This is a genomic window from Rubripirellula tenax, assembly GCF_007860125.1.
GTDB classification, from domain to species: domain Bacteria; phylum Planctomycetota; class Planctomycetia; order Pirellulales; family Pirellulaceae; genus Rubripirellula; species Rubripirellula tenax.
In genome coordinates, this window is sequence record NZ_SJPW01000002.1 from 768,578 (window position 1) to 789,732 (window position 21,155).

Genomic DNA, 21,155 nt, shown 5'->3' on the forward strand with positions numbered 1-21,155 from the left:
AATGGGAAAGCTCGCGGGATTGCTGCGCGAGCCCCCTATTTCCGGTTCGATTTCCGGCGTTCCCTTTGATGAACATGATTCGATGAACATGATCCAACGCATCTTCGCTTTGACCGCTGTGGCCGCTCTTTCCGTGGCAACATCGCCGTATCTGCATGCCCAGGCCGGCGGTGGCAATAACAATCAGACCACATCCTTGATTGGCCAACCAATCGCAGGGATTGATGTCGACGCAACGGGTGTTCTGCGAGTGAAGCAGTTTGACCCCCGCGTCGCCGTCCAGCGTTTCGAAGCCGCCAAGGCCCAACGAGGTGCCGGCGAAGCGAACGTGATGCAGCCGAGCAAACTGCGAAAAATTTCGCTCAATCGCTTGGAAGCCGCTATCGCTGATCGAATGGCGGCCGGGCAAAGCATCGAAGACGAGATGAAAGCGCTGGCCGGTTTGACGGCCGTCGAATACGTCTTCTACTACCCCGAAACTCAAGACATTGTGATTGCTGGTCCGGCCGAAGGCTTCTTTGCCGACCCGACCGACCGCTTGATCGGCATGGAAACCGGTCGCCCGGTCGTGCTGCTCGAGGACATGGTCACGGCGATGCGTGCTTATGCACCTGGTCAGAAAGCCACGTCTGTCATCAGCGTCTCGATCGATCCGACTACCGAAGGCCTGCAAGCGATGCAGAACTTCCTGTCATCGGTACGCGGCCGAGTCCAACCCAGCGACGCCAACCGCTTGGCGATGGGATTGAAGAACAACCTCGGACTGCAAACGGTTACTTTTCAGGGCATTCCGACCGACACCCACTTTGCCCGCGTTTTGGTCGAAGCCGACTATCGCATGAAACTGGTCGGCATCGGCTTGGAAAAACTTCCCGTCCGCTTGCAAAGCTATGTCGATCGGGCCAGTCCCGCCAGCGTCGCTGCCAACGCAATGGAACGTTGGTACTTCCAACCCAACTATGACGGTGTCGCCGTCAGCGAAGACGGGCTGGCAATGAAGATCAAAGAGCGCGGCGTCCAATTGGTCGGTGCCAACGAGCGAGTCGCCGCCGGCGGCCAGCGAGTCAAAGGCGGACGCGTCAACGCGGCCAGCCAAGCGTTTTGCCGTGACTTCACCGAAAACTTCAACCTGATCGCGTCGCGAGTCCGCATTTACGGCGAACTTCGCCAATTGATCGACGTCGCGATCGCCGCCGCGTACATCCAAGAACAAGACTTCTATGGTCAAGCTTCCTGGGACGCCAGCGTTCTGATGGACGAATCCAAGGTATCGGTCGAAACCTACACGTCACCCGAACAAGTCGAAACCGCCGTCAATGCCATTTGGAAGGGCAACACCCTGATGACGCCACTGGGCGGCGGAGTGCAAATGCAACCACGGATCGCCCTGTCGAAGGAAAATTTGAAGATCGACGCGAACGGCGAAAACGTACAAGCCAAGCAATCGGCCGGCCCAGCCGATCTAGCAAACGGCCAATGGTGGTGGGACTGAGTTCCGTCAACATCACCGTTTGAGAATACCAAAGCGGGTGAGTCAGTAGTTCTGATTCGCCCGCTTTCCTTTTGCGCGGCCCGAAAAATTGTTTGGCAATCGGATTGCCACATCGGATACGATGAAAGGATGTTGGCCGGGACTTTGTCGCACAGTAGACCCACTTTCTAAGATCAGCCCCGGTCTTCACCTCGTCTTGTCGAAATCATTTCGCAGAGCCTAGCCGGTGAGCCATCCCGAGAGTCCGATCCGTTCGACGCAAACGGCTTGCCGATTGGTCGTCGTGCAAGACCAATTGCAGCCATGTCCGTACTTGGACAAAACGGTTGCTCGGATGCCGCTACGTTTGCCGATCGGCAAAGTCACGCCTCGCGTCACCGACGAATGGCTAGCACTTGGCTATCGTCGCAGCGGCGATTTTTTGTACCGCGCCGAATGTCCCGAATGCAGTGAATGCAAACCGACCCGCGTCGACGTCGGTACTTTCCAGATGACCTCATCGATGCGACGGGTGGTCAATCGAGGCGACCGCGAATTGGAATGCTATTGGGGCATGCCCAGTGTTGATGCAAATCGCATCAAGCTATTCAACATGCATCGCCAGACTCGGCACTTGGCTTCCGACGGCGAACAAGTCACCAACGAAACCTATCGCGCATTTCTGGCCGATACGTGTTGCGAGACTCGCGAGCTTGCCATCTATCACGGCGGACAACTGGTCGCGATCGCCATTGTCGACATCGGGCACGACAGTATCTCGGCGGTCTACACACACTTTGATCCCGCCGCGAGTCGGTACAGTTTGGGTACCTATGCGATCATGAAACAGTTTCAGTGGGCCAAAGAGTACGGCCGTCGCTACGTCTATTTGGGCATGTATGTCGCGGACAACGCCCACCTTAATTACAAAGCTCGTTTCGCGCCCCAACAACGATTGGTGGGCGATCAGTGGATCGAATTTTCATGATAACGACTCCTATTCCAAGAGAATTGCCGATGCGATTTCGATCGATGTTATGGGTCTGTTTGGCTGTGGCTTGCTTTAGCCCCATCGCCGCGCAAGACGAGTCCCGCAATCGAGATGCGACGCCGGGCGACGCCGCGCAAACCGATTCCATACTCGCCCCCGGCGGCGCTTCGTTTGCGAACTTCGATTCGTTGATCGAACTGATCCAAACGACCGTCGTTCCCGACACGTGGGATCTGCTGGGCGGACCCAGCACGATGCGCGAGTACTCCCAAGGGATTTATGTCGACGCCGCCGGCACCGTGCGAGTTTGCGAGACTGCCGCCGGTGACGATCAAGCCGCCAATTTGAAAGCCATGTTGCTTTCGGGCCGCGAAGCGACAATCGCCGTCGACGATCCGTGGATGGCACCATCAACGCTTCGATGTGTGTCCTTAAAGCGCTTGGCTCTCGAGAACCAACGCCGTCGGGCATCGGGAACCCCGGCAAGTCCGTCGATGCAATACATGGCCGGTCTTTCCGAAGTGAAGTACATCTTCTTGGACGCCGAAAACAACGACATCGTGATTGCCGGTCCCGTCGGTGGTATCGAAACCGTCGCTGGCATCCCTCGCGATCGCGCGTCGATGCGAGGCACGTTGCGATTCGATTTTTTGGCGTCGTGTCTATCGTCAACAATCTCGGGCGTTCCGTTCGGATGCACGATCGATCCGACGACCGAAGGCCTGCAGCGATCGGCCGCCGTGGCCGTAGCAGTTCAAAGCGACAAACTGCCGATCGGCAAAGCAGCCGAGGCGCTGACCACAGCTTTAGGCATGCAGCGCGTCGAAGTCTTCGGGACACCCGGGGACACGTCGCTGGGTTACCTGATGGTCGAAGCCGACCGACACATGAAAGAACTGGCACTTGGCATTCATCCGATGCCGCGTGGCGCGATGAATTATTTGGACGCGACCGAAGCAACGATCGATCGCGGCGCGCCCGATGGATTGTTGCTGCGATTGTGGTTCACCGCTTCACCTCGCGTCGCCCGAGCCGATCGCGATCAAACGGTCTTCGAGATCGCGGGCACCCCGATCCGTCTGTCCGGCGAAAACGAGCGTGCGATGGCCGACGGCGCGCGTGGGAACCTGACAACCGACTTCCGCACCGAAATGTTTGTCGCCGATTTCAACAAGAACTTTCACAACATCCGCAGCACCTATCCGGTGTACGGATCGCTGGAAGCCGTATTCCAAACCGCGTCGGTGGCCGAGCTGCTGCGTCGATTCGCAAAAACCGACGAATATCAAGCACTGATGGGCGACTTAGCAGACTCGGCCTCGTCGGGCGAAACGTGGATGCGGACACCGACGCAAGTCGAATCGATCGCCGTGCTGCACAAGATCCGTCACGGCCGCACGATGCACCATGTGCTGATTGCCAGCGGTGGTGTTGCGGTCAACGGCAGAGCAACTCTGGCGTCCTCGGTCGCGGACTATCCCAGTCTGCAATCGATGTCAAATGTGCCGTCATCCCGCCCCCGAATCATCCAAAACTGGTGGTGGGACCGGTAGCAGCCGGTTGAAAGAGGGATAAAGGGACCGAAAACCCAAAAATCCCCACCTAAACCGCGCCCCCGACACGAGCTGATCGAGCCTCGCTATTAAGCTGATAGGCTCCCCTCTTCGAGGCTACTCGTCATCGTGTCTGAATCCATCCTTCAATTCGCCGGAAACATGTTCGTCGGTCCAATCTGGCCGGCGTCCCTGCTCGTTTGCCTGTTGGCGATCTACACGGTGTTTGCGCTGATCGGACTAGTCGATCTGGATGTCGACATGCCTGATTTGGACATGCCCGATCTGGATGTCCCCGATTTAGATGTGCCGGATTTCGACGTACCCGATGTCGATGCACACGTGGGTGATCTGGGATTGGACGTGGTCCAAGGGATCGGCGCCGCAACCATCCGCTGGACCAATTTCGGCCGCGTCCCCATCGTGATCTGGGGCGGCGTGTTCACGCTTGGTTTCTGGATCATCTCCTACATGCTTTGGCACATATTCGACGTTCGCCGCTACGAACCGACTGTCGTGGTATCGACACTGTTGACGATCCGCAACGCCGTGCTGGCGACGGGAATTGCCAAGGTGGTCACTCAACCTTTGATCAAGCACTTCGTGGCAACGCCTGAGTACGACCAAACACGATTGATCGGATCGACGTGCGAAATCATCAGCCCCGAAGCAACGCCCACATCCGGCCAAGCCAAATTTCGTACCGACGCAGCCCCGCTGCTGTTGAACGTACGTACCGATGGCGCCCACATCGATAAAGGCATCGAAGTACGCATCATCGGATTTGATCCGCAGCAGCGAGTCTACCAAGTCACCTCAATTTTAACGGAGCAAACCTCGTGAACCCACAAGTATTGACCGGCATAGCTGTCGCCCTGGTCATCATGACGTTAGTTATCTTCGCGATCGTGATCACGATCAAAAAATGCTACATCGTCGTCGGACCAGACAAAGCCATTGTTCGCACCGGGGGACCGACGATGAAAGTCGCCTCGGCCCAGGGCATGTTCGTGATCCCGCTCTACCATCGCTTCGAGTTCATGGACTTGTCGCTGAAGAGCTTCGAGATCGGACGCCAGGGCCATGAGGGATTGATCTGTAAAGACAACATCCGAGCCGACATCAAGGTCGCTTTCTTTGTCCGCGTTAACAATAGCCCCGAAGAGATGGGCGAAGTCGCGCAGGCCATTGGCGCCCGACGCTGTAGCGAAATGGAAACGCTGCGAGAACTTTTCGACGCGAAGTTCAGCGAAGCGCTCAAGACCGTTGGCAAGCAATTCGACTTCATCGACTTGTACGATCAACGCGACAAGTTCAAGGGCGAGATTCTAAAAGTCATCGGCACCGACTTGAACGGTTACGTGCTCGACGACGCGGCGATTGACTACCTGGAACAAACGCCGCTGGAAATGCTTTCGCCGACCAACATTTTGGACGCCGAAGGGATCAAAAAGATCACCGAACTGACGTCGAACGAAAAGGTCAAGGAAAACCAGTTCACCCGTGACAAAGAAAAGACGCTGAAGAAACAGGACGTCGAAGCGGAAGAAACCATCCTGGCGCTCGAGCGACAACGCGTCGAAGCGGTGGAAAAACAAAAACGAGAAATCGCTGAGATCACCTCGCGTGAACATGCCGCCGCAGCGAAAGTTCAAGAAGAACAACGACTCGAAGCAGAACGCGCACGGATCCAAACCGAAGAAGAACTCGGTGTGGCCGAAGAGAACAAACTGCGTCAAGTCTTGGTTGCCCAACGCAACAAAGAGAAAACCGATGCAGTCGAATTGGAACGTGTCAATCGCGACCGCGACTTGGAAATGACCGAACGGCTTCGTTTGGTTGGTGTCGCGGAAATCGAGAAAGAGAAAGCGATCGAAGTTGAAAAGCGGAATATCCAAGAAGTCATTCGCGAACGGGTCGCAATCGAACGAACCGTTGTCGAAGAAAAAGAACGCATCAAAGACACGGAAGACATCGCCAAGGCCGACCGTTTGAAGAAGGTTCAAGTCACGGCAGCCGAGATGAAGGCCGAAGAAGAATTGATTCGCGTGACCAAGGCGGCCCAAGCCGAAAAGGACTCGGCGACGTTGTTGGCCGAAAAAATTCGCATCGATGCCGAAGCGCGTCGTGATGCGGCCGAAAAAGACACCGAAGGTGCCAAGATGTTGGCCGACGGAACCATGGCAACCCAAGCCGCCAGCGGACTGGCCGAAGCCAAGGTCATCGAAGCAAAGGCATCGGCCAGCGAGAAACAAGGCCTCGCCGAAGCCAATGTCGAACTGGAAAAGTATCGCAGCGAAGCAATCGGTATCACCGAGAAGGCCGAAGCGATGAAACAACTCGACAGCGTCGGCAAGGACCACGAAGAATTCAAGTTGCGGCTTGAGAAAGAAAAATCAGTCGAGATCGCAGCCATCGATGCCCAACGCGGTATCGCGGAAAGCCAAGCCGGCGTGGTCGGCGACGCTCTGCGAAGTGCCCGCATCGACATTGTCGGCGGTGACGGCGAGTTCTTTGAACAGATCACTTCGGCCGTCAAGGGCGGAAAAGCGATCGACCGCTTTGTCTACAACAGCAAGGTGGCCACAGACATCAAAGACACGTTCTTCGACGGCAACGCGGAATACTTCCGCGACCAACTCGGATCGTTGGTCAAGCAATTCAACTTGGATACCGACGGCGTGAAAGATCTATCGATCGCGGCGCTAATCGCCAAGATGATGGGCTTGAGCAAGACCGATGATGTCCGAAGTCAGCTGACCAGCCTATTAAGCATGGCCGGCACAGCCAACGTGGCGGACCAGAAGGCGGGACGGTTGCTGGCTCAGGCGGCAAAGCCGAAGAGCAATGGCAAAACGTCGTAATTGATTCCCTCTCGCGGAATCAATCCAGCAGATATTCTTCGTCGAATTCAATGCCATGACGTTTGAGCAACAACCGCAGTTCGTCCTCAAACGTCAACCTTGCATGGTGTTCGACTTGATTGGCAACATAAGCTCTTACCACACCGACTTGCGAATGACTGACCGAAAAGATCGAGTAGCCGCGTTGCCACGCAAACCGGTGCAAACTGGCGTTTTGCTCATTCAACCACTTGGACGAATTGGTTTTCACGGTTCGAACGAGGTCACTGAGTCGATGCACGGGTTTGAAACCAATCAACAAATGAACATGGTCGAGATAGCCTCCGACGCAAAGCGGTGCAACGCCCTCATCACGCAATGCTCCTCCCAGGTAGGCATGCAACCGAGGGGCGATCGTTTCCGTAATAAATTGTCGACGACCTTGTGTGCTAAAGACCAAGTGTGCTCGCAATTGGTAAAAGGTGTTCGCCATGCTGATCGCTCTGAAACAAAATGCCGCGTAGCGGCAACGGAAGGTAGCCTGGGGCGAAAGCCCCAGGAAAATAAAATACTCGCGAATTTTAGCTGCGTAGCAGCGGCGGATGGTATCCAGCATCCAATCCGTCGCCCCTACGGGGCTTTCGATCGGCGCGATTCAGGCACCAAGGGCTTGCGCCCCTGGCTACCATCCACTGTCGCTACGCGACTAAATTCCCTTGCCGCTACACGTCTGTTCACACGTGTCCTTATTCGACCAATGGGCCGAGGTGGGCGCAATGACTGAAACCCAACTTGCAGCTGGCACCTACGAAGTCCTGCGCAATCGACTTCGTGAAGCGTCCACCGAACTTCGCAAGCGATTGTCACAGCTTAATGCTGATCGCGCCGAAGTGTTCGGCAACATCGAAACGGCACTGATTGCCACCGAACGCGTGACGACCGAACACAACTGTGTCCCTCGAGACATCGTTTCGATCGGCGAACAGTTTCTATTCGGATACAACGTTCAATTCGGATTGAAAACCGCGATCGAATTGACCGACGTATTTTCGGTTTATGAACTTCGCGAAAATCAGTTCCACGAAGCCAACCTAGACGTCATCGGCGACGATCGATTCAACAACGACTTCCACGAACTGTACCGATTTTATAAAGACACCCGATTCGCTCGGTTCTTTCGCGTCGGGCCCATGTTGCACATGGTTTTCCAAGTCGGCAAGACCGAGCGAGACATCAAGTCGTTCAAATGGCGGGTCACACCGGACACGATCGAGTACATCGACAATCGCAGCGACCACGAAGTCAAAGATCCGCCGCAACATGAATTCCGATGGACCCGCACGACTCGTGACCAACACCACTACGGCGCCCACCCCCATATTTCAATCGACAATCGTGTGTTCGTTGAAACGGTCGGCGGTGACTTAACCGTCAAGGTCGAAAACAACACCAATTCGGGTCAAGGAATCTACGCCGAACCCGTCGACCATGCTGACCAAACACTGGACGACGCCGAGATCTACTATGCGATCGTCGGCAACTTAGTACTGCTGAAGATCAAACCCTACCAAGAGGAACTCTTTCGCTATCTCGTCTTCAACGGCAAGCTCAGCCGGGCGATGCGATTGGACGAAATTTCAAGCTGCTGTGTGATGTTGCCCGGCGATCACGGGATCATTTTCCCCGGCGGGTACTACCTGCAAACCGGCGAATTCAAGCAGTTCGACCACGGCTTGTCCGACATGCGGTATCAACGCACGATCGCGGCACCCAACGGCGAAGACTACCTCTATCTGTTTTACAACCCACAATCGGGCACCTACGTTCAGCTGCGATACAACTTGATTCGCCAGAGCGTTGAAACGCCGATGGTATCCAGCGGCCAAACGTTTTTCCATCGTGGCGAAATGGTCGTCTTTCGCAATCAAGACGAGCCAACGAAACATCATGCGATTCAGATTTGGCAAACACCGTTCACCGACACTAGCTATGTGCCGGAGAACCAAACCGATTCGATGCTGTTCAAAATTGGCAACAAGGATATCGTTCGCGGAATGGCCGAGTGCCATGAACTGTTGCAGTTGATCGAAAAAGACGATTCCTACGAAGGCCTGTACGTCGACCTGGGCAAGAAATCCTCGGACGTTCTAGACAGTTATTTCTGGATCGACAAAGACGAAACAGCAAAACTGTCCGAGCCGCTACAAAAAATCCGGCAGGCAGCCGGCGCGGCCGTTGAAGAATTCGAAAAAGTGGTTCGAGTTCGCCGGGACACCACCGCGAGAACGAACGAAGTTCAAACCGCAGTCGAAGCGCTCATAAAATCGATCGAGCGAGGACGCTTCGAGTCGATCGACGATTTCGTTGGATCGCTTGCGGCGCTGCGCGAACAACGCGGGCACGCGCTGGGGTTGAAAGAACTTCGCTACGTCGACGAATCTGTCATCGAAGCGTTAGAAAAGGAAACCGCCGAGCGATCCGATCGCCTCAGCCGCCGCTGTGTCGACTTCCTATTAACCCCCGGTTCGCTCGATCCCTACATCGAACGAGTGGCGACAGCGGGCGAAAAGGTCGGCGAAGTCAAAACGGTTGCCGACGCCAAGAAGCTTGGCGAAGAAATCGACGAAGCCAGTTCACAGCTTGAATTGTTGACCGAGACGGTCAGCAACCTAAAGATCGACGACACCACGAAGCGGACCGAGATCATCGACTCGATCGGCAACGTTTTCGCATCGTTGAACCGCGTTCGCAGTTCGCTGAAGGCCCGGGTTAGCGAACTGACCAGCGTCGAAGGTAAGGCCGAGTTTGCGTCGCAACTGAAGCTGCTTGAACAAACCGTGTCGGGATACCTAGACGTCAGCGACTCGCCGACCAAGTGCGACGAGTATCTGACCAAGGTGATGGTTCAATTGGAAGAACTCGAAGGACGGTTCGCCGAGTTCGATGACTTCATTGTCCAACTGGCCCAGCGACGCGACGACGTCTACGCAGCATTCGAATCGCGCAAGGTTCAACTGGTCGAGAAACGCAACCGCCGTGCCGAATCGCTGGCTTCCGCGGCCGGGCGAATCCTGAAGGGCATCGACTCTCGCGTCGGAAAGATGGAATCGACGGACGAGATCGCCGCCTACTTCGCCGGCGATTTGATGGTCGAAAAAGTTCGCGACATCATCGCTCAACTGGGCGATCTCGACGACGCCATCCGTGTCGAAGACTTGCAAAGTCGGATGAAGACGATTCGCGAGGACGCGACGCGTCAATTGAAAGATCGGCAAGATCTCTACGAAGACGGCGGAGACATCATCCGACTGGGTAGGCAGCGATTCGCCGTCAACACCCAACCGCTCGACCTGACGACGGTGCTGCGCGGCGGCGAAATGTGTCTGCACCTCACCGGAACCCAGTTCTTTGAACCGCTGCATAGTGAAGACTTGGCGGCATCCAAGGATTTGTGGAACCAGGAACTGATCAGCGAAAACGCCGACGTTTACCGCGCCGAATACTTGGCGGTGGACCTATTCGAAAGCGGCGAAACCTCAATCGGCCAAGCGATGTCGGGCCGATATGACGAAGGATATGCCAAAGGAGTTCACGATTCCGACGCGTCGGCGATTCTATCAGCCTTGGTGGACATGGATCGCGAGATCGGATTGCTGCGACATTCCCCGTCCGTTCGTGCGGCGGCCCAACTGTGGTTCACAAAATTGGTTGCGGCCAAGGATCGCACCGCGATGGTCGATTGGATCGGCGGATTCGCAAAGCTTGCCATCGCGTACCCCAATGCAAAGCCGGCGGCCGAGTTTCGCGGACGTTTGATGGACATGGCCGAAGCGGACCAACCGATCTGGGGGCCGTTGTTCGGACCGCAAGTGACACCGCTGCGAATCGCCGAATACCTGTTTGACGAACTGACCCATGCGCCGAAGAAACCCGTGGCCAGCAAGCGAGCGGCGACCCTGTTCAAAACATTCACCGAAAAGTCACCTGCGACGATCGAAAAAGTCGCTGATCCTGCGCGTTCGTTTGTGTTGGCACGCAACTGGGCCGATGCGTTCTTGGAATCACACACCGACGACGACACGGCCGACCCGGCGATCGGTTATCGCGACGAATTGGCGTGGATCCTCGTTTCGGGTGGTGTTACCGCGATGAAGGTCGCCGATGCAACCGTTGCGACGACACTGGATGGTTTGGCCGGCAGCCATCGTCGGATCGCTTCCACCAAGATGTCCGTTCACTTTCACGAACTTCTGGACCGAGTACGAGGCTATCGCGCCGACGTGGTTCCCCGGTACCGTCGCCTGCATGAAACCAAGAATCGATTGGTCGATGCGGCTCGGCGCGACATGCGACTGGAAGAGTTCAAGCCGCGCGTCTTGACGTCGTTCGTTCGCAACCGATTGCTTGATGAAGTCTATCTGCCGCTGATCGGCGACAACCTGGCCAAACAGATGGGCGCCGCCGGTGAAGATAAACGAACCGACCGAATGGGATTGCTGCTGCTGATTTCGCCACCCGGTTACGGGAAAACGACGTTGATGGAATACGTCGCTAATCGATTGGGCATCGTGTTCATGAAGATCAATGGTCCCGCGATCGGCCACGGCGTTACGTCGCTGGATCCGGCCGAAGCACCCAACGCGGCTGCGCGCGAAGAGATCGAACGATTGAACTTGGCGCTCGAAATGGGCGACAACGTGATGCTGTACCTGGACGACATCCAGCACACACACCCCGAATTGCTGCAAAAGTTCATTTCGCTTTGCGATGCGACTCGAAAGATCGAGGGCGTTCGAAATGGAAAGACGCGAACATTCGATTTGCGTGGCCGGCGTGTCGCGGTCGTCATGGCGGGGAACCCGTACACCGAATCGGGCGACCGTTTCCAGGTTCCTGACATGCTGTCCAACCGGGCCGACGTCTACAACTTGGGCGAGATCATCGGCGAGTCGGCGGAAGCGTTCGAAATGAGCTATCTAGAAAACTGTTTGACCAGCAACACCGTTTTGGCACCGCTATCGACGGCCGCACCCGAGGACGCCCGAGCCATCATCGCAGCAGCGGGCCGAGACTCTCTCGAGGGCGTCGAACTGCAAAGCAACTTGTCGATGGATCAAGTCCGCGAAATGTTCGAGGTGATGCGCAAGCTACTACGCATCCGCGACGTCGTGCTGAAGGTCAATCGGGCCTACATTCGGTCTGCGGCGCAGGCTGATTCCTATCGCACCGAGCCACCGTTCAAGTTGCAGGGTAGTTACCGGAACATGAACCGTATGGCTGAGAACGTGGCCAGCGTGATGAACGATCGCGAACTGCAATCGTTGATCGTCAGTGCCTATGAACAAGACGCGCAAACGCTGACCACGGACAATGAAGCCAACGTCTTGAAGTTTAAAGAACTGATGGGCATCCTGACCGTCGACGAGAAGGAGCGATGGGATGCAATCAAGTATGCCTTCGTCGAAAGCGTCCGCATGCAGGGCATGGACAGCGAAGATCAGGCAGGCCAATTGATGCGTCAACTCGCGTCGATGCGAGACGGATTGGAATCGATTCGCCAGGTCCTTTCCAAAGCCATTGCCGCGCGAGACAACAGCTCTGAAGATCGCATGGACGCCAGAATCGATTCCGTTCGCCAGAGCCTGTCCAACACCGGGACCCAGCTTGCCCAAACGCTAGCGGTCACCGGCAAACAACTGGAAAAAATCAGTGAACAACAGGCCCTCGCGCCACCCGAGCAAAAGGTATTGGTTCAATACAAAGTGCCGCGTGAGATGGCGGAACTGATCAAGGGCCAATTCCACCTGATGCAGGAATGGCTGCGGCCGATGCTATCGGAATCCATCGACAATGGCCGCGACTTGGATCGATTGGCGAAGCAATTGGAATCCATGATCGCGACTTACGCGAAAGTCGAAGAGACGTTTGAGGGCGACAAGTCCTGAGCAGGCGGAATCGGCACTTGTGAATGGCAGAACGCGCCCTGATAGAAACGGGCGTCGACTAGGCGAACATGCGGCGCCGGACCATCCCCAAGGTGCTCGATTGCTTTTTGTCGAAGGTCATGCGTTTCTTGGCCTTTTCGACGGTTTCATCCAGATGATTCGCGCTGAGAAACATGATCGCGGGATGCTCGATTGCGGCGGATTCCGCGATCGCTTCAAGCAACTCACGCGACTTGCCCTTGATCCGATGAACACGGCACAATTCGTGCAACATACCCAGTGGCGTGTTGACGATCGCCGGCGGTCGATCGGCGAATTGGTAGATCAAGCCCGCGACGATCGTGATCGCGATAGGGATCAGCGCATACCAGAACATCGAGATACCGTCCGGTACGACTTCCTCGCGATAGTTCAGGCTGACGTCGGACATTGTCGTTTCGGCCAACAGTGTCGACGAGATCAGCGTTAGGAATGAAGTTGGCATGATGGCAGTGGTTTGTTGGCAGTTAGGCTTTGGCTCGTTGTCGTCGCTCAAGTGCTGCGACGGCGGTGTCACGAACGGCGCTGGCGGGCATACTGATCATTTGTTCAAGCAGCCGAAGCGTTTCATCACCTTCGGCATCCGCCATCACCTGAGCTGCTTTCATGCGTGCTTCTTGGTGATCTTCCCGCGAGATGTGCGTGAACGAATCCGACAACAAATCGACGATCGCCAGCGCATCGGCCATCGCGATTGCTTCCAAACGGTTGGCCAGTACGGGGTGCCGCAACGCATCGCGAACGCGTTGTACCGCGCCGGTATCAATCATCATCACGACACGACCGAGACGACGACGGCTGCGCGGACGCAGATTGTGAAATTTGTGCAGCATGGCGTCGGCGTGCAGCGGTGCCAGGACTCGCTGGACACCACGCACGAGCGCAGGTTCGTTGTGCTCTAGCAGTTCGATCAAATCGCTAAGCAGCTTGGCGTTCTCATCTTTAGCGATTGCTTCGCGGTCGTCATCGGCAACTGGAACCGCCGCACGCATCAACAAATCGATGGATGGAACTTCGCATCTTGCCAGTCCGATCGCTGCAGCTGCCACGCATCCGGGACCGCCTTGACGAACCACCGATGTGATCAAGTGCAACGTTTCCAAGTGGTCTCGGTTGGCGATGATGTACAAATGGACCAGAGCAGCACGCCGCTCGGCGGCAAGTTGAACGACCAAGTCTTCGCCGCCGTGACAGCACTTTGGCATTCCCATGTCACCCAAATTTCGAATGACGTTGCCCGACGGATCGGTTCCAACGCAACCCAACAGCGCGTCACGGAAGACCGCGTCGGTTCGCGTTTGCATCCGTTCTAAGACACGGGGATGGATACTCTTGCGACGAATGAAACCGGCCAACAGGTCAATGACGCCTTGGTTTTCGGTTTTGGCGAATCGATCGCAAATCAAATTCAACGCGGGACCATCTTCTGCGATCATCGCTCGAAGGTCGCCATCGCCCCAAGTCGACACCAACAGAAAGGCTTCGACCAAGGTAGCGTTGCGGTGCATCGAAAAGCGTCGCACCGAATCACTCAGTCGTGCCAAAATAGGTTTACGCACCGTCGCCGGTGATCGGTCTTCGCGAGCGTCGCGTCCCAGCGGAGCGACCAACGAAAGCACGGCCGCCCCGGCCTTGGTTTGAACTTCGCGTGAAGCACTCGATTCGGCCAGCAAGACCAATTCGTCGATGGCTTCCAAGACATTCAGTTTCCGAGCCGCCTCGATCGATGTCTGGACCGACTCGCCACCGGCCTTTAGGCCTGCGACGATCGTCTGATTCATCAAATTTTTGTGTCGACGAATCTGGTCGATGTCATCGGGCAGCAGTTTCCGCCAATTCTGTAGCAGAACTTCCGACGCACGACTTCCTTGGCGCATCGCCAGCGCCTGGATGGTTTGTCGGCGCAGATGCTTGTCGGCGTCATCCAAAACGGCAATCAACACATCGATCGCAGCTTCGTTTCGCGTTGTCGCGAGCGTCTCGAATGTGGTTGAAAGGCTTTGCATCGTTCCGGTATGTCATAATGAGGGCCTGCCGACGGACATGCAGCGAATCGCTCGTCGACACGAAACCCTAGGTTGAAAGGCTGCCGCGTACCGCCTCCGTTACCATGGAAAGCAGCTTGATCATCGCGACAAGGCGGACCAATCGTCCCAAATGGCACGACCGAATCTATTCCCCCCTCGATCCGACCGGCCGCGTTTCTTAGGAGCATGTTATGCGGCTATAATCAGGCTCCCTGGTCCTGCTTCTGTCCCACGCAACCGAATTCAAAGATGCCCCGCACCGCTGACCAAATCCTGGAAGAGTCATTCTTGGACGTACGCGCAAAACTGCTGGCCGTTGCGGCGACGCTGGACCGAATTGACCGCGCCGCGGAACAAACCGGTGGTCTCTCGGAAGCCCAAGTGAACCGACGCGCCCAAGTCGACGCGGCGATCGAGATCTGCGTGGGCGACGGTCCCGACCGAGCCGAAAAGTTGCAGCGGCTTTTTTCTCGGACCTATCAACCCGAATGGCGAACGACGATGCACCTTTAACGGGCGGTCACGCTTCCTAATCCATCATCTTTACCTTCCCCCTTCGCCTGCAATTTCTTCTCATGGACTACATCGATCCGCACATCCACATGGTTTCTCGGATCACCGACGACTACGCGACGCTGGCCCGCATGGGATGTGTGGCGATGAGCGAGCCGGCGTTTTGGGCTGGGTTTGATCGTGGCAGCGTTGATGGATTCCGCGACTACTTCCACCAGTTGACCGATGTCGAACCGCGTCGGGCGGCCCAGTACGGCATCCAACACTTCACTTGGCTGTGCATCAACGCGAAAGAAGCCGAAAACGTTTCGTTGTCGCGTGACGTGATTGCCATGATTCCCGAATTTTTAGACAAGCCCAACGTCCTGGGAATCGGTGAAATCGGGCTGAACAAAAACACCAAGAACGAAGCCACCATCTTCTTGGAACACCTCGACTTGGCCGTCGAATACAACCAGCTGATCCTGATTCACACACCGCACTTGGAAGACAAGTACCAAGGCACGCGGATGATCCTGGACATGTTGTGCAGCGATTCGCGGATTGATCCGTCGCGTGTCCTGGTCGATCACGTCGAAGAACACACCATTGGCGAAGTCCTGGACCGAGGCTTTTGGGCCGGCATGACGCTTTATCCCGTCACCAAATGCACGCCCGAGCGTTCGGCCGACATGATCGAACGATTCGGCGGCGAACGATTGCTGGCGAACTCTGCCGGCGACTGGGGACCGAGCAAACCGACGGCGGTGCCGGATCTGATCTTCGAAATGCGACGCCGGGGTCTGTCCGAGTCCTTGATCCGCAAGGTCGTCTACGGCAATCCGATCGAGTTCTTTTCAAAGAGCGAGAATTTTCGGTTCGTCGAGCGTGACTCCGGCGAGGCCGGTTCGCTTTCGTGAGCAAAGACACGTTCCCGTTGTCCGAAGCCTTGCCGGACGATTTTTCACTGATCGATGCGTTCGAGCGACTTTGCCGCCGACCCGGATGTCTATGGCTGGATTCGGCATCGACCGGCCCCGTCGATGGTGACGGCGAACCGCTGGGGCGATATTCGTTTCTGACATGCGACCCCATCGCACAACTGGTTGCGTCAGAGAACGATACCGACCCGTGGCCGACGCTGGAACGGTGGTGCCGAGACTTGCCGAGTGATTTCCGAGCCGATTTGCCGCCGTTTCAAGGCGGCATCGCAGGACTGATCGGATACGAGGCTGCCGCGTGGCTGGAACCGGTCGGGCGGGCGGCGAAGAACGACCTGCCGACACCGTCGATCTCTGTTGGATTCTATGACTGGACCATCGCCGTAGACCATGTTACCGGCCAGGCGTGGATCGTCGCACAAGGGTTTCCATCACCCGGCGTACCATCGCCCGAAACATCGGCACGGTTGGAATGTGCGCGAAAGAAGATTGCCGACGTCAAGACGCTGCTTAGCCAACCGCTATCGCCCTCGGTGGCCAAGGCGACGGAAGCCCAAGTCGCCCCAGAAGCAACCATCAATGACCAGTTTGCAACCGATCGCGCAGGCGTCACCAGCAACTTTTCGCGTGATGGGTTCTGTGACGCAGTCGCCGAGATCGTACGACGAATCTGCGACGGGGATTCGTTTCAAGTCAACTTGGCCCAGCGTCTGCTGCGCCGAGCCGACCGGCCGTCACCGGATCTGTACTTGCGACTGAGACGGTCCAACCCGGCACCCCTGGGTGCCTATTACGACGGCGGTGACTTTCAAGTGCTGAGCAGTTCACCCGAAGGCTTCTTGAAAGTGCGGCAGCGTCGTGTGCAAACTCGCCCGATCAAGGGCACCGTTCGACGCACCGGGCACGACGACGTCAATTTAAAATTGGCCCAGAAGCTACTTGCCAGCGAAAAGGACCGCGCCGAAAACGTGATGATTGTCGACCTGATGCGAAACGATCTTTCGCGAGTCTGCGAAGACGATTCGGTCGTCGTCAGCCAACTCTGCCAAGTCGAACGGTACGAGTTTGTGCAGCATCTGGTGTCCGTGGTCGAAGGCAGATTGTCCGCTGAGCGATCGATCGTGGATTTGCTGCGAGCATGCTTTCCCGGCGGCAGCGTGACCGGTGCTCCCAAAATCGAAGCGATGCGAACGATCGCCGAATTGGAAAAGCATCCGCGAGGTGCCTACTGTGGTTCGATCGGTTACATCGGTGCGGGTGACCAAGCGGACTTCAATATCTTGATCCGCACGATCACGGCGGCGCATGGGTACTGGCAAATCCCCGTCGGCGGCGGCATCACCGCACGCAGCGTTCCGGATACCGAAGAATACGAGACGTGGTCCAAGGCCGAAGGGATGATGCGAGCGATCGAGAGTAGCTAAAGGGTTTCAAACAACCAATTCCAGGAGACAACCGATGATTTCGACGAGACTTGTTACGCCATTCGTTTTGGGAATGTTGGGGATGACAATGACAATGACGTCGCTCATCGCGTTGGCCGACGAACTGGCATCCCAACCGATCCAATTCGGTCCCTACCTGTACGAATCGAAACCCGACGACGAGGCATTCGACGAATTCAATCCGATGAAGGCACCCACGCCGGGTCCGATGGTGCTGCGCAAGGGTGATCGCCTTGCAATATTGGGTGATTCGATCACCGAGCAAAAACGTTACTCGCGTATGATCGAAACGTATTTGACGGTCTGCTATCCACAACTTGAAATCACCACTCGCCAGTACGGATGGAGTGGCGAAAAGACGGACGGCATGCTACGCCGACTTGAACAAGATGTGCTGCGATTTTCGCCGACCGTCGCCACATTGTCGTACGGAATGAACGATGCCCGCTATCGACCGTTCGATTGGGTCAACGGCCGTTGGTACCGAGATCACTACACTGCGATCGTTCGAAAATTGAAAGCGTCCGGCGCCGAAGTGGTGGTCGGTTCGCCGGGTTGCGCGGGCAAGATCGCGTCGTGGGTAGATGCGAAGAACGGGACCCTAGAAGAACACAACTTGCATCTTTGCACGCTCAGAGACATCTGCGTCGACATCGCGAACACGGAAAATGTTCGATTCGCAGATGTGTTTTGGCCCATGTACAAAGCGCAGGTGCTAGCGGGCAAGCAATACGATCAACCCGATAACCCTTTCGAAGTCGCCGGCAGCGATGGCATCCATCCCGGTTGGGCTGGTCATGTGATCATGGCGCACGCGTATTTACGAGCTATGGGAGTGGACGGAAAAATCGGCACATTCCACGTCAACTTCAGCGATGACACGGTGTCCGCTTCGGAGGGGCATGTTGCAACATTGACGAACCCCGGAACCATCGAAGTCACTAGCTCGCGTTATCCGTTCGTTGCCGTCGGATCGCTGGACGACTAGAACACGATCCGCTCCGGAACCAAGCTGGTTCCGTTTTTCGAGGAACTCAACCAGTTCGTCTTCTCCGTCAGCGGCTTGGAAACCGCATCGGCGGACGTCCAATGGGGCGACCAAACGAAGACCTTCACGCGAGCAGAATTGGCCGCCGGAATCAATTTGGCTGACGTGTTCCCGACCAACCCATTCACGAAACCGTTCGCGAAAGTCGACGGTGCGGTTGCGGCGAAACAGGCTTATGAAACCGAACAGATCAAACGAGTTTTCCACGGCAAAGAAGGACGCGAAGACATCGAAGCGGCGGTTCTACGGACCGAAGCGATCCGACAACCTCTCGCTGACGCCATCGTGGCGGCAATGCAACCGGTGACGCACACCATCACGGTGATACCGAAGTCCGAGCCGAAACACAAATAGCGACGGTCGCGCTAGCCGAAGGTGACGATCCCGCGATCGCGGGTCCGAAATTCGAACATGCGTTCCAATCGCGTCAGCGCGAACACATCGAGGACGGATTCCTGCACGTTGCTTAGAATCAAGCGAACGCCATGGCTGCGTGCTTTTGAATTGATACCGATCAGCCCGTTCAAACCTGCGGATCCGATGCGGTCGATCTCGCGAAAATCCAATACGACGCTATCGAGCGGGCAGTCGTCGTACTGCGTGCCTTCGATCCAGTCGCCAAAATCGGAAGAGATTTGACGTGCCGTATCTGTCCGGTTGATGTCGTCCGGAGAAAACGTCACCGTGGTCTCTGCACCATGAACGCGGACACGAATGAGTTCGTTGCTGTTCATGATGACCTTTGGAGAAAAGAATGAATCAATCTTTGAGTCAGCCAAGGAATCTAACTTAGATACGAGTTTTTCGCAATGCGAAGTTCACGCCCGACGTGGACCGGGCGAAGCGTCTAATCGAAGCAAGCGAACTTTTTTGCGGTGCGGGGCGACCATCCGAAATCACAATGCGTTCGCCGACGGATTCGCTCTCCTATCCTGAATCCAAGGCATCGAATTGCAACGCGCGTCGATCGTTTGGCCGACGAAGGGGCGAAACCCGCCCCCAAGACGCGATCAACGCGAATGGAGTTGCCGGACCTCATGGCGACATTGAAGACGTCCAATGCTGGCGAGCCGGGCGACGATTGCGACGCCCAACTTTCAATGCTGTCGAAGCACTGATGGGAACTGGAACCTAGTTCGAATTGGAGCGTTGGGCTGTTCGTACCGAGAGACGATTCTCGCCGAAAAATTCGGTGACTTCGCCCGATAGGATCCATCGATCGTCGGACGCGTCATCTCGGATCGCTTCGACGATGCGTTGCAGACTAAGATTTTCGACCAGTACGAATTGCGACGGATTTAGGGGCACGAAGCCCCCCGCCGTTTCGGAAGTGGCGTCGACACCATCGTCTCGCATTGCCGCGAACGTGATCGTGCCGAACATTTGACGAGGCGTTTCGCTTACCGTGGATGCACCGCCGCGTTGCCAATCTCGTTGCCCGGCAGAAGAAGAAGAAGAAGAAGACGAATTCGACGCGGGCAAATTTCGGACGTTCGGTGATTCGACGTTCGGTCGCGTTTTCAGCTTTGCGAAAGACCGACCGTACGAACCACTCCGCGTCGAACGCATGCCTTGGGCGACGTCCTGATCGCTCGCGACGTCACCGTCTTGGGCGCGGTCGGGAACAAATGCCCAGCGACGACCGAGCATGACGACACGGCCTTGAGTTGCCGGAATCATCGTGCCCTCGCGAATCACGACGGCGTTGCTATCACTTTTGCGCCCTGCTTGCTCCGACGTTAGGGCACGAGCTGCATCGCCTTCGGCGCCTCGCCCTGTTCGATCATCTGCGATCGAACGGTGAGACACCGTCATCGCGATCGCGACCATGATGACGGCACTGATGAAGCGTTTGTATCGACCGACTGCGAATCTCATCGGCTCTTTTGCCCACCAGAGGATCACGGGTAACAAAAACATAAATTGGCGAAGGGGGTACGGAGGCGGAATCGGGAAGGGACGCAGATTCCGATCCAGCGCAATGACGAAGGATCGAACTTTTTCGCCTTTTCGCGTTCCTTCGCGGCGACGGGGATGACGATCGCCTATCCGTGATGCCGGGGAATGGCCACCGCATGACAACTGATGACCGCGCCGACGGCAATCATCGCCAAACCCAACCATCGCGGCGGTGTCACTCGCTTCATCGGCTTGGGATGGACCTGCATCAAAAACATGGACATATTCGAGTTGTCCGCCACAGGCGTGCTCTTGGTGACGCGAGCCAGTGCGCGAGTGGTCGACTCGTTCAACAAAAAGCTGTCAACCATCCGAAATTGGACACCGAGCAGAATCAACAGGATGCCGGCTAGAAAATAACGATTGCGATACATCGACATGAGACATCAGTTCCTTCAAAG

General features: G+C 56.3%; 17 protein-coding genes. 11 read left to right on the forward strand and 6 right to left on the reverse strand.

Features of this window, described 5'->3' with window-relative positions:
* Positions 1–82: 82 nt before the first annotated feature.
* The 5 genes from Poly51_RS08605 (at position 83) to Poly51_RS08625 (ending at position 6,879) form a co-directional block, all read left to right on the forward strand.
* A complete protein-coding gene (locus tag Poly51_RS08605; protein ID WP_246114355.1) occupies positions 83–1,492 on the forward strand; it encodes a DUF1598 domain-containing protein in 1,410 nt (469 codons plus the stop codon).
* A gap of 226 nt (positions 1,493–1,718) precedes the next feature.
* Positions 1,719–2,459 carry an arginyltransferase gene (locus Poly51_RS08610; protein ID WP_246114356.1) on the forward strand — a complete coding sequence of 247 codons (741 nt, stop codon included), beginning with the start codon at positions 1,719–1,721 and terminating at the stop codon, positions 2,457–2,459.
* Between the two features lie 29 nt (positions 2,460–2,488).
* Entirely contained in the window at positions 2,489–4,015 is a 1,527-nt protein-coding gene (locus Poly51_RS08615; RefSeq protein ID WP_186775425.1) for a DUF1598 domain-containing protein, read from the forward strand.
* Positions 4,016–4,144: 129 nt separating this feature from the next.
* A complete protein-coding gene (locus Poly51_RS08620) occupies positions 4,145–4,858 on the forward strand; it encodes an OB-fold-containig protein (protein WP_146456314.1) in 714 nt (237 codons plus the stop codon).
* 41 nt (positions 4,859–4,899) lie between these two features.
* Positions 4,900–6,879 (forward strand): flotillin family protein, encoded by a 1,980-nt coding sequence (locus Poly51_RS08625; protein ID WP_146457278.1) that lies wholly within the window; start codon positions 4,900–4,902, stop codon positions 6,877–6,879.
* A 19-nt stretch (positions 6,880–6,898) separates the two neighbouring features.
* Here Poly51_RS08625 and tnpA read toward each other — a convergent pair whose 3' ends face one another.
* A complete protein-coding gene (tnpA, locus tag Poly51_RS08630; protein WP_186775426.1) occupies positions 6,899–7,351 on the reverse strand; it encodes an IS200/IS605 family transposase in 453 nt (150 codons plus the stop codon).
* Between the two features lie 283 nt (positions 7,352–7,634).
* Between tnpA and Poly51_RS08635 the strand changes: the two genes are divergently transcribed.
* On the forward strand, positions 7,635–12,803 hold the full coding sequence (locus Poly51_RS08635; RefSeq protein ID WP_146456318.1) for a DNA repair ATPase: 5,169 nt from the start codon (positions 7,635–7,637) through the stop codon (positions 12,801–12,803).
* A gap of 58 nt (positions 12,804–12,861) precedes the next feature.
* On the opposite strand, the gene Poly51_RS08640 is transcribed toward Poly51_RS08635, so the two are convergent.
* Positions 12,862–13,287 (reverse strand): hypothetical protein, encoded by a 426-nt coding sequence (locus tag Poly51_RS08640; protein ID WP_146456320.1) that lies wholly within the window; start codon positions 13,285–13,287, stop codon positions 12,862–12,864.
* Between the two features lie 22 nt (positions 13,288–13,309).
* Positions 13,310–14,848 carry a HEAT repeat domain-containing protein gene (locus Poly51_RS08645; protein ID WP_146456322.1) on the reverse strand — a complete coding sequence of 513 codons (1,539 nt, stop codon included), beginning with the start codon at positions 14,846–14,848 and terminating at the stop codon, positions 13,310–13,312.
* Between the two features lie 270 nt (positions 14,849–15,118).
* Here Poly51_RS08645 and Poly51_RS08650 point away from each other — a divergent pair, with 270 nt between their 5' ends.
* The 5 genes from Poly51_RS08650 (at position 15,119) to Poly51_RS08670 (ending at position 19,149) form a co-directional block, all read left to right on the forward strand.
* Positions 15,119–15,382, forward strand: a complete 264-nt coding sequence (locus Poly51_RS08650; RefSeq protein WP_146456324.1) for a hypothetical protein — start codon at positions 15,119–15,121, stop codon at positions 15,380–15,382.
* Positions 15,383–15,444: 62 nt separating this feature from the next.
* Complete coding sequence (locus Poly51_RS08655; RefSeq protein ID WP_146456326.1) at positions 15,445–16,281, forward strand: TatD family hydrolase; 837 nt, start codon at positions 15,445–15,447, stop codon at positions 16,279–16,281.
* The gene (locus Poly51_RS08660; protein WP_146456328.1) at positions 16,278–17,726 is read left to right on the forward strand and encodes an anthranilate synthase component I family protein; all 1,449 of its coding nucleotides are present in this window, start codon (positions 16,278–16,280) and stop codon (positions 17,724–17,726) included. The genes Poly51_RS08655 and Poly51_RS08660 overlap by 4 nt, the downstream gene beginning before the upstream one ends.
* Positions 17,727–17,760: 34 nt before the next feature.
* Positions 17,761–18,735 carry an SGNH/GDSL hydrolase family protein gene (locus Poly51_RS08665; RefSeq protein ID WP_146456329.1) on the forward strand — a complete coding sequence of 325 codons (975 nt, stop codon included), beginning with the start codon at positions 17,761–17,763 and terminating at the stop codon, positions 18,733–18,735.
* Between the two features lie 75 nt (positions 18,736–18,810).
* The gene (locus tag Poly51_RS08670) at positions 18,811–19,149 is read left to right on the forward strand and encodes a hypothetical protein (RefSeq protein ID WP_146456331.1); all 339 of its coding nucleotides are present in this window, start codon (positions 18,811–18,813) and stop codon (positions 19,147–19,149) included.
* A gap of 11 nt (positions 19,150–19,160) precedes the next feature.
* Here the strand turns inward: Poly51_RS08670 and Poly51_RS08675 are convergent, their stop codons facing one another.
* The 3 genes from Poly51_RS08675 to Poly51_RS08685 form a co-directional block, all read right to left on the reverse strand.
* On the reverse strand, positions 19,161–19,529 hold the full coding sequence (locus Poly51_RS08675) for an STAS domain-containing protein (protein ID WP_146456333.1): 369 nt from the start codon (positions 19,527–19,529) through the stop codon (positions 19,161–19,163).
* A 397-nt stretch (positions 19,530–19,926) separates the two neighbouring features.
* The gene (locus Poly51_RS08680; protein WP_146456335.1) at positions 19,927–20,715 is read right to left on the reverse strand and encodes a hypothetical protein; all 789 of its coding nucleotides are present in this window, start codon (positions 20,713–20,715) and stop codon (positions 19,927–19,929) included.
* A 125-nt stretch (positions 20,716–20,840) separates the two neighbouring features.
* Positions 20,841–21,134: a hypothetical protein gene (locus tag Poly51_RS08685; protein WP_146456337.1), complete on the reverse strand. Its 294-nt coding sequence runs from the start codon at positions 21,132–21,134 to the stop codon at positions 20,841–20,843.
* Between the last annotated feature and the right edge of the window lie 21 nt (positions 21,135–21,155).

Bases quoted from the DNA above. Each gene is read 5' to 3' on its own strand.
- Poly51_RS08685 (WP_146456337.1), bottom strand. From the start codon at position 21,134: ATGTCGATGTATCGCAATCGTTATTTTCTAGCCGGCATCCTGTTGATT.
- Poly51_RS08605 (WP_246114355.1), top strand. From the start codon at position 83: ATGAACATGATCCAACGCATCTTCGCTTTGACCGCTGTGGCCGCTCTT.
- Poly51_RS08635 (WP_146456318.1), top strand. From the start codon at position 7,635: ATGACTGAAACCCAACTTGCAGCTGGCACCTACGAAGTCCTGCGCAAT.
- Poly51_RS08640 (WP_146456320.1), bottom strand. From the start codon at position 13,287: ATGCCAACTTCATTCCTAACGCTGATCTCGTCGACACTGTTGGCCGAA.
- Poly51_RS08650 (WP_146456324.1), top strand. From the start codon at position 15,119: ATGCCCCGCACCGCTGACCAAATCCTGGAAGAGTCATTCTTGGACGTA.
- Poly51_RS08645 (WP_146456322.1), bottom strand. From the start codon at position 14,848: ATGCAAAGCCTTTCAACCACATTCGAGACGCTCGCGACAACGCGAAAC.
- Poly51_RS08625 (WP_146457278.1), top strand. From the start codon at position 4,900: ATGACGTTAGTTATCTTCGCGATCGTGATCACGATCAAAAAATGCTAC.
- Poly51_RS08675 (WP_146456333.1), bottom strand. From the start codon at position 19,529: ATGAACAGCAACGAACTCATTCGTGTCCGCGTTCATGGTGCAGAGACC.
- Poly51_RS08615 (WP_186775425.1), top strand. From the start codon at position 2,489: ATGCGATTTCGATCGATGTTATGGGTCTGTTTGGCTGTGGCTTGCTTT.
- Poly51_RS08665 (WP_146456329.1), top strand. From the start codon at position 17,761: ATGATTTCGACGAGACTTGTTACGCCATTCGTTTTGGGAATGTTGGGG.
- Poly51_RS08655 (WP_146456326.1), top strand. From the start codon at position 15,445: ATGGACTACATCGATCCGCACATCCACATGGTTTCTCGGATCACCGAC.
- Poly51_RS08680 (WP_146456335.1), bottom strand. From the start codon at position 20,715: ATGTTTTTGTTACCCGTGATCCTCTGGTGGGCAAAAGAGCCGATGAGA.
- tnpA (WP_186775426.1), bottom strand. From the start codon at position 7,351: ATGGCGAACACCTTTTACCAATTGCGAGCACACTTGGTCTTTAGCACA.